The sequence below is a fragment of the Actinomadura opuntiae genome, from assembly GCF_030283205.1.
Classification (GTDB): domain Bacteria; phylum Actinomycetota; class Actinomycetes; order Streptosporangiales; family Streptosporangiaceae; genus Spirillospora.
On record NZ_JASNWF010000006.1, the window covers coordinates 79,543 to 96,474 of the forward strand.

The following is a 16,932-nucleotide window of genomic DNA, read 5'->3' on the forward strand; positions in this document are numbered from 1 at the left end:
CCGCGGTTCAGCTCTGCTCGAGCTCGTCGAGGGCCGCGAACAGCTCCTGGTCGGTGGCCGTGCGCAGGTCGTCGGCACTGTCGGCGCCGGGGCCGTCGGCGGGCGCCGCGGCGTCCCACCGCCCGGCGAGGACGCGCAGCCGGGCGGCGACCTCGGGCAGCACGGCGTCGCCGGGCGGGGTCGCCGCCAGCGCCGCCTCCAGCCGCTCCAGGTCGGCCAGCACGGCCGGCGCGGCGCCGCCCGCGTGCAGCTCGCCGTCGATGAACGCGGCCAGCGCGGCCGGCGTCGGATGGTCGAACACCAGCGTCGACGGCAGCCGCAGCCCGGTGGCGTCGCCGAGCCGGTTGCGCAGCTCGACCGCGGTCAGCGAGTCGAAGCCCAGCTCCTTGAACGCGCGCTCGGTGCCGACCGAGTCGGGGGAGGGATGGTCCAGAACGAGCGCCACGCTCGCCTGCACCAGTTCGACGAGCCTGCTCCTGCGGTCCTCGGGGGGCATCCCGGCGAGTTCGCGCGCCAGGGCGTCGGCGGACTCGCGCGCGGCCGCCGCGGTTGCCGCGGCCCGGCGCGCGGAGGCGCGGATGAGGCCGCGCAGCAGCGGCGGCACGGTCGCGGCGGCCTGCGTCGCGGCGCGCAGCGTCCGCAGGTCGAGCCGGACCGGGATGAGGACCGCCTCGTCCGCGTCGCGGGCGGCGTCGAACATGGCCAGTCCCGACTCGGTGGGGATCGGCACGATGCCCGTGCGGGCCATCCGGTCGACGTCCGCCGCGGTCAGCTTCCCGGTGATCCCGGTGGCCTGCTCCCAGTAGCCCCACGCCAGCGAGACGGCGGGCAGGCCGAGGGCGCGCCGGTGCTGGGCGAGCGCGTCGAGGAAGGCGTTGGCGGCCGAATAGTTCGCCTGCCCGGCCGAGCCCAGCGTGCCCGCCGCCGACGAGAACAGCACGAACGCCGACAGGTCCAGGTCGCGGGTGAGCTCGTGCAGGTTCCACGCGGCGTCGGCCTTCGGGCGGAACGCGAGCTCGAGATGCCGCGGGGTCAGCGAGTCGATCGTCCCGTCGCCGATCACGCCGGCGGCGTGGACGACCGCGGTGAGCGGGTGCGCGGCGGGGATCGAGTCCAGCAGCGCGGCGAGCGCCTCGCGGTCCGCGGCGTCGCACGCGGCGATCGTGACCTCGGCGCCGAGCGCGGCGAGGTCGGCGGCCAGCTCCGCGGCGCCGTCGGCGGCGGTGCCGCGGCGGCTGGTGAGCAGCAGCCGCCGGGTCCCGCCGGCGGCGAGATGGCGGGCGAGCAGCCCGCCCAGTCCGCCGGTGCCGCCGGTCACGAGGACGACGCCCTCGGGGTCGGGCTCGGCCGGCAGGGTGAGGACGACCTTGCCGACGTGCCGGGCCTGGCTGAGATACCGGATCGCCTCCGGGGCCCGCCGCACGTCCCACGCGGTGACGGGCAGCGGCCGCACGGCGCCCTCGGCGAAGAGCTCCGCGAGTTCGCCGAGCATCTCCCTGACGCGTTCGGGACCGGGATCGGCGAGATCGAACGGAAGGTAGCGGGCGGACGGATGGTCGGCGGCCACCGCGTCGCGGTCGCGGACGTCGGTCTTGCCCATCTCCAGGAAGCGCCCGCCGTCCCCCAGCAGGCGGAGCGAGGCGTCGACGAACTCGCCGGACAGCGAGTTCAGCACGACGTCGACGCCGCGGCCTCCGGTGGCGTCGCGGAACTGCTCCTCGAAGTCGAGCGTCCGGGAGGAGGACAGGTGCCGGTCGTCCAGCCCCTCGGCGCGCAGCGCGCCCCACTTGCCCGGGCTCGCGGTGCCGTAGACCTCGGCGCCCCAGTGCCGGGCCAGCCGGGTCGCGGCCATGCCCACGCCGCCCGCGGCGGCGTGCACGAGCAGGGACTCGCCGGGCTGGAGCCGGGCGAGGTCCCGCAGCCCGTAGTAGGCGGTGAGGAAGACGATCGGCGCGCCCGCGGCCTCCGCGAACGACCAGCCCGCGGGGACGGGGGCGAGACCGTGCTGGTCGCCGACCACGATCGGGCCGACGCCGCCCGGGAACAGGCCCATCACCCGGTCGCCGGGCGCGAAGCCGGTGACCTCGGGGCCGACCTCCAGCACGATCCCGGCGCCCTCGCCTGACAGCCGCCGCTCGTCGGCCACCAGCCCGAGCACCATGAGCACGTCGCGGAAGTTCGCGCCGATCGCGCGCAGCCGCACCCGGACCTCGCCGGGCGCCAGCGGGCGGAGCGCGTCGGGGTGGGGGACCAGCGCCAGCCTGTCCACGGTGCCGGTGCCGTCGCTGCCCAGGCGCCAGGCGGGCTCGGCGGGCGGCGCCAGCACGGGGTCGGCGCCCGCCCTGGCCAGCCTCGCCGCGAACGCCGCGCCGTCGCGGACGGCCAGCTGGACCTCGTCGGCGCCGAGCGCGGCGGCCAGCGCCGCGGCGGTCTCCGGGGCCGCCGGATCGTCGACGTCGGCGAGGACGAAGCGGTGCGGGTTCTCGATCTGCGCCGCGCGGAGCAGGCCCCAGACGGGTGCGTGGGCGAGGTCGGCGACGTGCTCGCCGGCGCGGACCGCGACGGCCCGCCGCGTCACGACCACCAGCCGCGACGCTGCGGTCCGCTCGTCGGCCAGCCACTCCTGGAGGAGCTCCAGCACCCGTTCGGTCGCTGCGCGCGCCGTCGCGGGCAGGTCGTCCCCGTTCCGGCCGGCCGGGTCGCCGAAGCAGGGGGCGAGGACGAGCCGGGGGAGGTCCTCTCCGGCGGGCACGCCGGCCAGGAGCGCGGGCAGGTCGGGGTGGACGGGGCCGCCGGCCGCGAGCGGGGAGTCGCCGAGGACGGCCCATCCGGGTGCGGCCTCCGCGGACGCGGGGACCGGCGTCCAGTCCAGCCGGTAGAGCGGGTCCTCGCCGCGCAGGTCGGCGAGCTGCTGCGTGGAGATCGGCCGTACGGCCAGCGACCGGGCCGTGAACACCGGGACGCCCTCGGGGTCGGCGGCGAGCATCGCCAGCCGCCCGTCGCCGTCCGGTGACAGCCGCACCCGCAGCGTCGTGGCGGAGGTCGCGTGCAGCGCGACGCCGGACCAGGAGAACGGCAGCCCGATCGACCCGCCGCCCGCCTCGGCGTCGGCGGCCAGCGCGTGCAGCGCGGCGTCCAGCAGCGCGGGGTGCATGCCGTAGGCCACGGCGTCGGCCTGGCGGTCCGCCGGGAGGCTCACCTCGGCGAACACCTCGCCGCGCGCGTCCCGCCACGCCGCCCGCAGCCCCTGGAAGGCCGGGCCGTACTCGTACCCCTGCTCGGCCAGCCGCTCGTAGAGGCCGCCGGTGTCGACGGGGTCGGCGCCCGGCGGCGGCCATGCGCCGAGGTCCGCGCCGGACTCCTCCTGCGTGGCCGGCTGCTCGGTGAGGACGCCGGCGGCGTGCCGCGTCCACGGGGCGTCGTCTCCTCCGTCCTCGGGGCGCGCGGAGATCGTCAGGGCGCGGCCGCCCGATCCGTCCGGCGGCGCGACCCGGACCTGGATCTGGACGCCGTCCCGTTCGGGCATGACCAGCGGGGCCTCCAGCGTCAGCTCCTCGACGGCCGGGCAGCCGACTGCGGCGCCCGCCCGCAGCGCCAGCTCCACGAACCCGGTCCCGGGGAACAGGACCGTGTCCATGACCGCGTGGTCGGTCAGCCACGGGTGTCCCTGTGCCGCCAGCCGCCCGGTCAGCAGGTACGCGCCGTCCTCGGCGATCGCCACCGCGGAGGCCAGCAGGGGGTGGCCCGTCGTCATCTGCCCGATGTCGGCCGGGTCGGTCGTGGTGGACGGGACGTCGAGCCAGTAGCGCCGCCGCTGGAACGCGTAGGTGGGGAGCGCCACGTGCGCGGTCCGGCGGCCCTGGTGGAGCACGGTCCAGTCGACCGTCCGCCCGGCGGCGTGGGCGTGCGCGACGGCGGTGAGGAGGGTGCGGGCCTCGGACCGGTCGCGCCGCAGCACGGGTGCGGCGGTCGGCCGGGCGTCGCCGAGGGTCTCCTGAACGAGCCCGGTGAGCGTGGGGTCGGGACCCAGCTCCAGGAAGGTCGTCACGCCCTGCTCGTGAAGGTGGCGGACGCCGTCGGCGAAGCGCACCGCCTCCCGCACGTGCCGGACCCAGTAGTCGGCGGAGAACTCGTGCCGGGTCTCGCCGGTCAGGTTGGAGACCACGGGGACGGCGGCGGGCGCGTGGTGCAGCTCCCCGGCGATCTCGGCGAAGCCGTCGAGCATGGCGTCCATCCGGGCGGAGTGGAACGCATGGCTGACCGGGAGCCGCTTGACCTTGCGGCCCCGCGACCTGAAGTCCTCCGCGACCGCGCCGACCACGTCCTCGTCGCCGGAGATGACCACCGACCGCGGCGTGTTGACGGCGGCGACCAGGCCCGGGTCGACCTCGTCCTCGGACGCCTCCAGCGCGACCATCGCGCCGCCCGGCGGGAGGTGCTGCATCAGCCAGGCGCGCGCGGAGACCAGCTTGCACGCGTCGGGCAGGGTGAGGACGCCGGCGAGGTGGGCCGCGGAGATCTCCCCGATCGAGTGGCCGAGCATGTGGTCGGGCCGCAGCCCGAACGTCTCCAGCAGCCGGAAGAGGGCAACCTGGAGGGCGAACAGGCTGGTCTGGGTGTAGAAGGTCTGGTCCAGCAGCTCGGGCTGCTCGGCGATGACCTGCCTGAGGTCCACGTCGAGAAGCCCGCTGACGTCGTCGAACACCGAGGCGAACGCGGGGAACGCGGCGTACAGCTCCAGGCCCATCCCGGCCCGCTGGCTGCCCTGCCCGGTGAACAGGAAGGCGGTCTTCCCGCCGGTCGCCGAGCCCTGGACCAGCCCGGGGTGGGGCCTGCCGGCGGCGAGGGACTCCAGGGCGGCCATGAGGTCGTCGCGGCTCTCGCCGACGGCCACGGCGCGCCGGTCGAAGGTGGACCGGGTGGTGGCCAGGGCGTGGCCGACGTCCGCCGGGCTCTGGCCCGGGTTCCCGGTGAGGTGGTCGTGCAGCCGCCGCGCCTGGTCGCGCAGCGCCGGCTCGCTTTTGGCGGACAGCGGCCAGGCCGCGACGCCGGTCGCGGGAGCGGCGGGCCGCGCCTCGTCGGCGCCCACCCCGTCAGCGCCCGCCTCCCCGGTGCCCGGATCGTCGGCGTCCGGTTCCACGGGGGCCGGGGCCTCTTCGAGGATGACGTGGGCGTTCGTGCCGCTGACCCCGAACGCCGACACCGCCGCCCGGCGCGGGTGGCCGTCGGCCTTCCACGGAACCGGTTCGGTGAGCAGGCTGACGCGGCCGCTCTCCCAGTCCACGTGCGGGCTCGGCGCGTCGACGTGCAGCGTCTTGGGCAGCATGTCGTGCCGCATCGCCATGACCATCTTGATGACGCCCGCGGCGCCCGCGGCGGCCTGGGTGTGCCCGATGTTGGACTTCACCGAGCCGAGCCAGAGCGGCCGCTCCCGCCCCTGCCCGTACGTGGCGAGCAGCGCCTCGGCCTCGATCGGGTCGCCGAGGGTGGTGCCGGTGCCGTGCGCCTCGACGGCGTCGACCTGGTCGGCGGGCACCTGGGCGCTGGCCAGCGCCTGGCGGACCACGTGCTCCTGCGCGGGCCCGTTGGGCGCGGTCATGCCGTTGCTGGCGCCGTCCTGGTTGACCGCGGAGCCGCGCACCACCGCCAGGACGGGGTGGCCGTTGCGCCGCGCGTCGGAGAGCCGTTCCAGCAGCAGCAGGCCGGCGCCCTCGCCCCAGCCGACGCCGTCGGCGGCCGAGGCGAAGGACTTGCAGCGCCCGTCCGCGGCGAGGCCGCGCTGCCGGCTGAACTCCAGGAACGCGATCGGCGAGGCCATCACCGTGACGCCGCCCGCCAGGGCCATGCCGCAGTCGCCGTTGCGCAGGGCCAGGCAGGCGTGGTGGAGGGCGACCAGCGACGAGGAGCACGCGGTGTCGAAGGTGACGGCCGGGCCCTCGAGCCCGAAGGTGTAGGCGACCCGGCCGGAGGCGACGCTGCCCGCGCTGCCGTCGAACGCCGCGAGCCCGGCCGACCCCCTGAACAGCAGCCGCGCGCCGTAGTCGTTGTACATGACCCCGACGAAGACGCCGGTCCTGCTGCCGCGCAGCGTCGCCGGGTCGATCCCGGCCCGCTCGATCGCCTCCCACGCGGTCTCCAGCAGGAGCCGCTGCTGGGGGTCGGTGGCGAGCGCCTCGCGCGGGCTGATGCCGAAGAAGTCGGCGTCGAAGTGGTCGGCGTCGTCGACGAAGCCGCCCTCGCGCGAGTACGACTTGCCGACGAGGCCGGGCTCGGGGTCGTAGAGCTCCTCGACGTTCCAGCCCCGCTCGTCCGGCATGCCGACGACGGCGTCCCGGCCCGCGGCGACCAGGTCCCACAGATCCTCGGGGGAGTGGACGCCGCCCGGGTACCGGCAGCCGATCCCGACGATCGCGATCGGTTCGCGCGCGGACGCCGCGAGAAGCCGGTTCTGCTTCTTGAGCCGTTCGTTCTCCTTGAGGGAGGCGCGCAGCGCCTTGACGATGTCCTGCGGTGCCGTGGTCATGTCCCGCTCCAGCCTCCAGCCGTCGTTACGCCTCGTCGTCCTGCAGTGCCAGCCTGATCAGGCTCTCGGTGTCCATCGCGTCGATCGATGCGGGCTCGGCGCCGGCGGCGTCCGGGCCGCCCGCGCCCGCGCCGGCCTCGGCGGCCGGGTCGGCGAGCCGCAGCAGCACCTCCACCAGCCCCGCGTCGCGGATCCTGGCGAAGGGGATGGACGGCAGCGCCGCCCGCAGGCGCCGTTCGGCGGGGTCGTCCGCGGCCGCCGGCGGCCCGAGCCGGGCCAGCACGTACTCGGCCAGCGCGGCCGGGCTCGGATGGTTGAAGACCAGCGTCGCCGGGAGCCGGAGCCCGGTGGCCGCGCCGAGGAGGTTGCGGAGCTCGACGGCGGTGAGCGAGTCGAAGCCCAGGTCCTTGAACGCGCGCTCGTCGTCGACGGCCGACGCGTCGGAGTGCCCCAGCACCGTCGCCACGTTCGCGCGGACCAGGTCCAGGACCAGCGCCCCGCGGTCGGCGTCCGGGGTCTCGGCCAGCCGCCGCGCGAACGCGCCGGACGAGGCGTCCCGCCGGGCCCGGACCGGCACCAGCTCGCGCAGCACGCAGGGCAGGTTCCCGGACCGGGCGCCCGCGCGCAGGGCCGGCAGGTCGAGTCGCGCGGTCATGGCGGCCGGCTCGCCGAGCGCGAGGCCCGCGTCGAACAGCTCCAGCCCGTGCTCGGTGGTGAGCGGGACGATGCCGCCGCGGCCGATGCGGGCCAGGTCGGCGTCGTCGAGGTGGCCCGTCATGCCGCCGCTCTCGGCCCACAGCCCCCAGGCGAGCGAGGTCGCGGGAAGGCCCCGGGCGTGCCGGTGCCGGGCGAGCGCGTCGAGGTAGGCGTTGGCCGCGGCGTAGTTGGCCTGGCCGGGCGAGCCCAGCGTCCCGGCGGTGGAGGAGAAGAGCACGAAGGCCGACGGCGCGTGGTCGAGCGTGAGCCGGTGCAGGTTCCAGGCCGCGTCGACCTTGGGGCGCAGGACCGCGTCCAGCTGCTCGGCGGTGAGCGTCGCGAGCGTGCCGTCGTCGAGGACGCCGGCGGTGTGCACCACCGCGGCGAGGGGGTGGTCGGGGGAGATGCCGCCGAGGAGGTCGCGCACCGCCGCCTCGTCGGCGATGTCGCAGGCGGCGAAGCGGACGTCGGCGCCGAGGGCGGCGAGTTCGTCCTTGAGCTCGGCCGCGCCCTCCGCCTCGGCTCCGCGCCTGCTGACCAGCAGCAGGTGCCCGGCGCGGTGGCGGCCGGCGAGGTGCCGCGCGATGTGCCGGCCGAGCGTGCCGGTGGCGCCGGTGACGAGCACGGTGCCGTCGGGGTCGAACCGCGCCGGGGTCTCGGCGCCCGGGTCGGCCGGCTCGGCCGGCTTGCGGCGGACGAGGACCGGCGTGCGGGCCGCGCCGTCGCGGAGCGCGAGCTGCGGCTCGCCCGAGGCCAGCGCGGCGGGCAGGGACCGGTGCGAGGCCGGGGTGCCGTCGCTGTCGACGATCAGGAACCGGTCGGGCTCCTCGACCTGCGCCGTGCGCAGCAGCCCCCAGAGCGTGGCGGCGGCGGGATCGGGGACGGTGTCGGCGTCGTCGGCGGCGACCGCGCCCTGAGTGAGGAAGGCGAGCGGGAGGTCGGCGAGTTCGTCGGCCCGCAGCCATTCCTGGATCAGCGCGAGCGCGTCGTGGACGTCGCGTCCGGCGGTGAGGACGGCCGGCGGCGCGGGGCCGTCCGCGACGGAGGCGCGCAGCGCGTCGAGGTCGGCGTGGACGGTCGCGTCGATGCCGTTCCGCGCCAGGTCCTCGGCGAGGTCCGGGGCGCCGAGGACCCCGAGCGTGCCGCTGGCCCCGTCCCCGGCGGGGAGCGGCGCGGGCTTCCAATCGAGCGTGAAGAGCGCGTTGAGGTGCGCGTTGCCGGGAAGCTGGTCGCGCGTGAGGGGCCGTGCGGTGAGCTCGCCGACCGTGAGCACCGGCGCCCCGGCCGCATCGGTGAGGGTCAGGGACATCGACTCCTCACCCGTGGGGCTTAGCCGGACGCGCAGGGCCGTGGCGTTCGCCTGATGAACCGTGACGTCGGACCAGGCGAACGGGACGCGCGCCTGCGCGGCGTCCTCCGTGGTCAGGACGCTCGCGTGCAGGGCGGCGTCGAAGAGCGCCGGGTGGATCGCGTACTCGCCCTCGCCCGTGCCCGGGCCGTCGTCCGGCAACGCCACCTCGGCGTAGAGGTCCTCGCCGGCCTTCCACGCCTTCTGGAGCCCCTGGAACAGTGGCCCGTACTGGTAGCCCACGTCCGCGAGGCGCTCGTAGAGGTCGTCGACGTCGACCGGTGCGGCCTCCGGCGGCGGCCATTCGGCGGCGCCGGACGCGGGAGCGGCCTCGGGCGCGGGCGCCAGGGTGCCGGTCGCGTGCGTGGTCCAGTCGTCGGGGTCGGCCTGCTCGTGGCGCGCGGACACGGTGATCGGGCGGCGGCCGGCGTCGTCGGGCGCGCCGGCGTGGACCTGGACGTGGACGGGTTCGGCGACCGCGATCGGCGCCCGGAGCATCAGCTCCTCCACCCGGGGGCAGCCGAGCCGCCGCCCCGCGTGCAGCGCGAACTCGACCAGCGCGGTGCCCGGCAGCAGGGGCGTCCCGGCGATGCCGTGCTCGGTGAGCCAGGGGTGGGCGTGCGCGCTGAGCCGTCCGGTCAGCAGATGGCCCTCGCCGTTGGCGAGCGTGACCGCGGCCGCCAGCATCGGATGCTCGGCCGGGACGAGCCCGAGGTCGGTCGCGTTGCCGGTGGAGGGCGGTGTGGGGAGCCAGTAGGTCTCGTTCTGGAACGGGTAGGTGGGCAGCTCCACGGTGCGGGGGACGCGCTCGGTGTAGAGGGCGCGCCAGTCGGGCGCGGCGGTGTGGGCGACGGCCATGAGCAGTGTGTGGGGCTCGGGCCGTCCCTTGCGGAGCGCCGGGACGGCGACCACGGGCCCGTCCTCGAGGGTCTCCTGGACGAGGGCGCAGAGCGTGGGGTCCGGGCCGAGTTCCAGGCAGGTGGTGACGCCGAGGTCGCCCAGCAGGCGGGCTCCGGCGGCGAACCGGACGGTGCCGCGGACGTGCTCGACCCAGTGGCCGGGCGTGAAGTCGCGCTGGAGCTCGCCGGTGAGGTTGGACACGATCGGGATCGCGGCCGGCCGGTAGGCGAGGCTCTCGGCGACCGTCCGGAAGTCGTCGAGCATGCCGTCCATGTGGGGCGAGTGGAAGGCGTGGCTGACGTTGAGCCGCTTGGTCTTGCGGCCCATGCCGGTGAACTCGGCGGCGATGGCGGTGACGGCGGCGGGGTCGCCGGAGACCACGAGGGAACCGGGGGTGTTGACGGCCGCGATGGACGCCCCGCCGGTGAGCCTCGGCGCAACCTCCTCCTCGGTGGCCTGGATCGCGATCATCTCGCCGCCGCCGGGCAGCTCCTGCATCAGGTGGGCGCGCGCGGAGACCAGCGCGCACGCGTTGGGCAGCGTGAGGACGCCGCCGACGTGGGCCGCGGTGAGCTCGCCGATGGAGTGGCCGATGAGGTGGGTCGGCTCGGCGCCGAACGACTCCAGGAGCCGGAAGAGCGCCACCTGGAGGGCGAACAGCCCGGTCTGCGTGTAGAGGGTCTGGTCGAGCAGGTCGTTCCGGTCGGCCAGGACGCGGCGCAGGTCGAGGCCGAGCCCCGCGGACACCTCGTCGAACGCCTCCGCGAACACCGGGAAGGCGTCGTACAGCTCCAGGCCCATTCCGGGACGCTGGCTGCCCTGGCCGGTGAACAGGAACGCTGTGCCGCCGGACGAGACGGGCGGGCGAGCCAGGTTGGGCGCGCCATCTCCGGCGGCGAGCGCCGCCAGGCCCGCCGCGAGTTCGGCGCGGTCATCTCCGACGACGACCGCGCGGTGCTCGAACGAGGCGCGCGTGGTGGCCAGCGAGTACCCGATCGCCGCGGGCGGCTGCTCCGGGTGGTCGTCCAGGTGGGCGGCCAACCGCCGGGCCTGGTCGCGCAGCGCGTCCTCGGTCCGGGCGGACAGCGGCCACGCGACGACGGTGCCGCCATCGTCGTTGCCGTCATCGGCTGGGTCGTCCTCGTCGGCGAGGGTAGCCTGCTCGATGATGACGTGGGCGTTGGTGCCGCTGATCCCGAACGACGAGACGGCGGCCCGCCGCGGACGCCCCTCGTACTTCCAGGGAACGGCCTCGGTGAGCAGGCTGACGTCGCCGGCGTCCCAGTCGACGTGCGGGGACGGCGCGTCGATGTGCAGGCTCTTCGGCAGCGTCCCCGCCCGCATGGCCATGATCATTTTGATGATCCCGGCGGCCCCGGCGGCGGCCTGGGTGTGCCCGAGGTTGGACTTGACGGAGCCGAGCCACAGCGGGCGATCGCGGTCCCGCCCGTAGGTCGCAAGGAGCGCCTGGGCCTCGATGGGGTCGCCGAGGGTGGTGCCGGTCCCGTGCGCCTCGACCGCGTCCACGTTGGCGGGTCCGAGGCCCGCGTTGGCCAGCGCCGCCCGGATGACCCGCTGCTGAGAGGGGCCGTTGGGCGCGGTCAGGCCGTTGCTGGCGCCGTCCTGGTTGACCGCGGACCCGCGCACCACCGCGAGGACCGGATGGCCGTTGCGCCGGGCGTCCGACAGCCGTTCCAGCAGCAGGACGCCGGCGCCCTCGGACCAGCCTGTGCCGTCGGCGGCGGCGGCGAACGGCTTGCACCGCCCGTCCGGCGAGAGCCCGCGCTGCCGGCTGAAATCGACGAACACGTCCGGCGTGGCCATGACCGTGACGCCGCCCGCGAGCGCGAGCGTGCACTCGCCCTGGCGGAGGGCGTGGGCCGCCTGGTGGAGGGCCACTAGCGAGGACGAGCAGGCCGTGTCCAGGGTGACGGCCGGGCCTTCGAGACCGAAGACGTAGGCGACCCGGCCGGAGGCGACGCTGCCCGCGCTGCCCGTGCCGAGGAAGCCCTCGAAGCCCTCGGGGGCGGTGTGCAGGCGGGTGCGGTAGTCGTTGTACATCACGCCCACGTACACGCCGGTGCGGCTGCCGCGCAGCGAGGCCGGATCGATCCCGGCGTTCTCGAACGCCTCCCACGAGGTCTCCAGCAGGAGGCGGTGCTGCGGGTCGGTCGCGAGGGCCTCGCGCGGGCTCATGCCGAAGAACCCGGGGTCGAAGGCGGCGGCGTCGTGCAGGAAGCCGCCGTGCCGGGTGTAGGTCTTGCCCTTCGCGTCCGGGTCCGGGTCGTACAGCGCGGCCACGTCCCAGCCGCGCTGCTCGGGAAAGCCGCTCACCGCGTCCACCCCGCCCGCGACCAGGTCCCACAGGTCGCCGGCCGAGGCGACGCCGCCGGGGTAGCGGCAGCCGATGCCCACGATCGCGACCGGTTCGTCGACGGCCGCGGCGGCCGCCTGGGGCGCCGCCGTCCCGCCGCCCCCGATCTCGTCCCGGATGTGGCGGGCGAGCACGGCGGGCGTCGGATGGTCGAAGACCAGGGTCGCGGGCAGCCGCAGCCCCGTCGCCGCGTTCAGCCGGTTGCGCAGCTCCACCGCGGTCAGCGAGTCGAAGCCCAGCTCCTTGAACGCGCGCGACTCGTCGACGTCGTCGGGCGCCGCGTGACCGAGGACCAGGGCGACCTGGGCGCGCACGATCGCCCGGACGGCGTCCTCCAGCTCGTCCGGGGCGAGCGCGGCCAGGCCGGGCGCCGCCGTCCCGGCGCCCGCGGCGGTGGTCCGCCGGCCCGGCGCGCGGATCAGGCCCCGGAGCGGGGCGGGCAGCAGGTCCGTTCCGGCGAGGCCGCGAAGGGCCGCCATGTCGATCCGGGCCGGGACGGCCACGGGCAGGTCGAGCGCGAGCGCCCGATCGAACAGGGCCAGGCCCTCCTCGGCGGTGAGCGGGGTCATGCCGGACCGGGCGATCCTGGCCAGGTCCGCCTCGTCGAGGTCTCCGGTCATGCCGCTGGCCTGCGCCCACAGCCCCCAGGCCAGCGACGTCGCCGGCAGGCCCTCGGTCCGCCGGTGCGTCGCGAGCGCGTCGAGGAAGGCGTTGGCCGCCGCGTACCCGCCCTGCCCGGGGCTGCCGACCGTGCCCGCGGCGGACGAGAACAGCACGAACGCCGACAGGTCCAGGTCCCGGGTGAGCAGGTGCAGGTTCCAGGCGGCGTCGGCCTTCGGCCGCAGCACGGTGTCGAGCCGGGCCGGGGTGAGCGCGTCGATCACGCCGTCGTCGATCACGCCCGCGGCGTGCACGACCGCGGTCAGCGGATGCTCGGCCGGGATCTCCTCCAGCAGCGAACGAAGCCGGTCGGGGTCGGCGACGTCGCAGGCGACGAGCCGGACCGTCGCGCCGAGCGCGGTCAGCTCCGCCTCCAGGCCGGAAGCGCCGGGCGCCTCGGCGCCGCGGCGGCTCACCAGGAGCAGACGGTCCACGCCGTGGTCGGTGACCAGCCGCCGGGCCACCAGCCTGCCGAGCGTCCCGGTGGCGCCCGTGACCAGCACGGTTCCCCCCGCCGCGAGCGAGGAGGACGGCTCGTCGGACGGTGCGGGAAGCCGGGTCAGGCGGGGTGCGAAGAGCGCGCCGGCGCGCACCGCGACCTGCGGTTCGCCGGCGGCGAGCGCCATGGGAAGCGCCTGGGCCGTGACCTCCTCGCCGTCCAGGTCGATGAGCGCGAATCGGCCCGGATGTTCGAGCTGGGCCGAACGGATCAGCCCCCACACCGACGCGGCGGCCGGGTCCCGCCCGTCCGTCGCGCCCTCGGTCACGAAGACGAGCCGGGAGGCGGCGAACCGGTCGTCGGCCAGCCAGTCCTGCGCGAGCTGCAGCGCCCGGCCGGTGGCCGCCCGGACGGCCCCGGCGACGTCGTCGCCGTTCACCTCGGTGCGGCAGGACGCGGCGACGATGGCGGGGATCTCGTCAGTGGGGAGAGAGTCGCCGGGGCCGAGCTCCGTCCAGGAACCGGCGGGCGCGGGGGAGGGGACCGGGACCGCGGTCCAGCCGGGCTCGAAGATCGGCTCGGTATGCACGGGCCGCGCGGCGCGCGTGATGAGCCCTTCGACGGTCGCGACGGGAGCCCCCATGTGATCGGCGGCCGTCAGGGACACCGAGTCGTCGCCGGACGGCACCAGCCGGACCCGCAGCGCCGTCGCGCCGGTCGCGTGCAGCGCGACCCCGGACCAGGTGAACGGGAGCCGCACCTCCGGCTCCTGCGGATCGGCCAGCAGCGGATGCAGCGCGGCGTCCAGGAGCGCCGGATGGAGACGATGCCCCGAGCCCTCGTCGAGCGGGCCGATCTCCGCGTACAGCTCCTCGCCCAGCCGCCACGCCGCCGAAAGGCCCCGGAAGGCCGGGCCGTAGCCGTACCCCTGGTCGGCGAGCCGCTCGTACAGACCCTCCAGGTCGAGCGGCACGGCACCCGGCGGAGGCCACTGCTCCAGCCGCCGCGTTGCCTCGGCCGCGTCCGGTGCCAGCGTGCCGGTGGCGTGCGCCGTCCAGGGCTCGTCGTCGTGCGGACGCGCGTGGACCGTGAGGCCGCGCCGCCCGGACTCGTCCGGAACCTCGACGATGACCTGCACCTGCACGTCGCCGTCCTCCGGCACGGGAAGCGGCGCCTGTAGGACGAGTTCCTCCAGATGGTCGCCCGCGTGGAGCGCCAACTCGACGAACGCGGTGCCGGGGACCAGGAGGACACCGGCGATGGCGTGGTCGTTCAGCCACGGATGGGTGCGCCGGGAGAGCCGGCCGCTGTGGATCGTCCGCCCGTCGGGCATCTCCACCACGGTCTCCAGCAGCCCTGCCTCGGCGCGCTCTTCGAGCCAGTAGGGCCGGTTCTGGAAGGGATAGGTGGGGAGCGTGACCGTGGGCCGCGGCTCGGGGTAGAGGCGTGCCCAGTCGGGTTTGGGTGCGTGGGCGGCGGCGGTGAGTGTGGTGTGGGTTTCGGGGTGTCCGGTGCGGAGTGCTGGGGTGAAGGTGGCGTCGGTGAGGGTTTCTTGGGCCAGGGCGGTGAGGATGGGGTCGGGTCCGAGTTCGATGTAGGTGGTGGCGCCGTGCTGGTGGAGGGTGTGGATGCCGTCGGCGAAGCGGACGGTGTGGCGGACGTGTTGGACCCAGTAGTCGGCGTCGAATTGTTGAACGATTTGGCCGGTGAGGTTGGAGATTACCGGGATGGTGGGGGCCCGGTAGGTGAGTGATTGGGCGGTGGTGTGGAAGTGGTCGAGCATGCCGTCCATGTGGGGGGAGTGGAAGGCATGGCTGACGGTGAGCCGTTTGGTTTTGCGTCCTCGCGCCTTGAACTCTTCGGCGACCCTGCTGACCACGTCATCGTCTCCGGAGATGACGAGGGAATCGGGAGTGTTGATAGCAGCAATCAGTTCCGCGTCGATTTCACTTTCGGTGGCTTGAATAGCGACCATGGCGCCGCCACCGGGCAGGTCTTGCATCAGGCGGGCGCGGGCGGCGACCAGGGTGCAGGCGTCGGGGAGGGTGAGGGCGCCGGCGAGATGTGCGGCGGCCAGTTCCCCGATGGAGTGGCCGAGCAGATAGTCCGGCCGCAGACCGAGGCTTTCCAGGAGTCGGGCGAGGGAGACCTGGAGGGCGAACAGGCTGGTCTGGGTGTAGAGGGTTTGGTTGAGGTCGTCGGGGTCGATGTCCCGCAGATCCAATCCGATGTGTTCGCTTATCTCATCGAACGTCTCGGCGTAAATGGGGAAGGTGTCGTACAGCTCTTGGCCCATGCCGGGGCGTTGGCTGCCCTGTCCGGTGAGCAGATAGGCGATCTTCCCTGAGCTGGCGACTCCGGAGGCGATGGCGGGGTGCGGTTGTCCGGCGGCGAGCGCTGCGAGGGCCTCGTGGTGGTTGTTCAGGATGAGGGCGCGGTGGGTGAAGGTGGTGCGGGTGGTGGCCAGTGAGTAGCCGACCTGGTCCACGGGCTCGTCGGTGAGGTGGTCGCGGAGACGGGCGGCCTGGTCGCGCAGGGCGGCGGATGTGCGAGCGGAGATCGGCCAGACGGCGGGGCCCGTTGCCGTCGGGTCGGCCTCCGGCTCCTCGATCGCGGGCGCCTGTTCGAGGATCACGTGGGCGTTGGTGCCGCTGACTCCGAAGGAGGAGACGGCGGCGCGGCGCGGGTGGCCGTTCTCCTTCCAGGGAACCGGCTCGGTCAGCAACTCGACCGCTCCGGCCGACCACTCGACCTGCGGGCTCGGCTCGTCGACGTGCAGGGTTCGGGGGAGGAGGCCGTGGCGCATGGCCATGACCATCTTGATGACGCCCGCAACACCCGCGGCGGCTTGAGTGTGGCCAAGGTTGGATTTGATCGACCCCAGCCAGAGCGGCTGTTCGCGGTCCTGGCCGTAGGTGGCGAGCAGGGCCTGAGCCTCGATCGGATCACCGAGCGTCGTCCCCGTGCCGTGGCCTTCCACCGCGTCGACGTCGCTCGTCGTCAGCCCCGCGCTGGCCAGCGCCGCCCGGATCACTCGCTGCTGGGATGTCCCGCTCGGGGCGCTCAGCTGGCTGCTTCGGCCGTCCTGGTTGACCGCGGACCCGCGCACGACAGCGAGGACGGGGTGTCCGTTGCGCTGTGCGTCCGACAAACGCTCCAGCAGCAGCACTCCCGCGCCTTCGGACCAGCCGGTGCCGTCCGCGCTCGCCGCGAAGGACTTGCACCGTCCGTCCGGCGCCAGGCCGCGTTGACGGCTGAACTCGATGAAGACCTCGGGCGTGGCCATCACCGTCGCGCCGCCGGCGATGGCGAGCGTGCATTCGCCGGTGCGGAGAGCGTGGCAGGCCTGGTGGAGGGCGACGAGCGAGGACGAGCACGCGGTGTCGACGGTGACGGCCGGACCCTGGAGGCCGAGGGTGTAGGCGATCCGGCCGGACGCGACACTCGCGGCACTGCCGGTCCCCAGCAGCCCCTCATAGCCGTGGGGGATGTGGTGATGGCGGGTGCGGTAGTCGTTGTACATGATGCCGACGTAGACGCCGGTCGCGGTGCCGTGGAGTGACGCGGGCGTGATGCGGGCGTTCTCCAGCGCCTCCCAGGTGGTCTGGAGCAGCAGCCGTTGCTGGGGGTCGGTGGCGAGGGCCTCGCGGGGGCTCATCCCGAAGAAGTCCGGGTCGAACTCGGCGGCGCGGTGCAGGAACCCGCCCCGGGTGGTGGTGACGGTCCCGGGGTGGTCGGGGTCGGGGTCGTAGAGGCGCCGCGGGTCCCAGCCCGGCCGGGCGGGGAAGTCGCTGACGGCGTCCTCGCCGCGGGCGACCAGGTTCCACAGGTCGTCGGCCGAGCCGATGCCGCCGGGGTAGCGGCAGGCCGTCGCCACGATCGCGATCGGCTCCCGCGCCCGCGCCTCGACCTCGTTCAGGCGCTGCCTGGCCCGCTGCAGGTCGTTGGTCACCCGCTTGAGGTAGTCGCGGAGCTTGTCCTCGTTGGCCATG

The 16,932-nt window shown here is 75.1% G+C and carries 2 protein-coding genes; both read right to left on the reverse strand.

The window, feature by feature from the left end; all coding sequences use genetic code 11:
- Positions 1-7: 7 nt before the first annotated feature.
- A complete protein-coding gene (locus QP089_RS14265; protein WP_285912055.1) occupies positions 8-6,523 on the reverse strand; it encodes a type I polyketide synthase in 6,516 nt (2,171 codons plus the stop codon).
- A gap of 25 nt (positions 6,524-6,548) precedes the next feature.
- Positions 6,549-16,931: a type I polyketide synthase gene (locus tag QP089_RS14270; protein WP_285912056.1), complete on the reverse strand. Its 10,383-nt coding sequence runs from the start codon at positions 16,929-16,931 to the stop codon at positions 6,549-6,551.
- Position 16,932 lies beyond the last annotated feature (1 nt).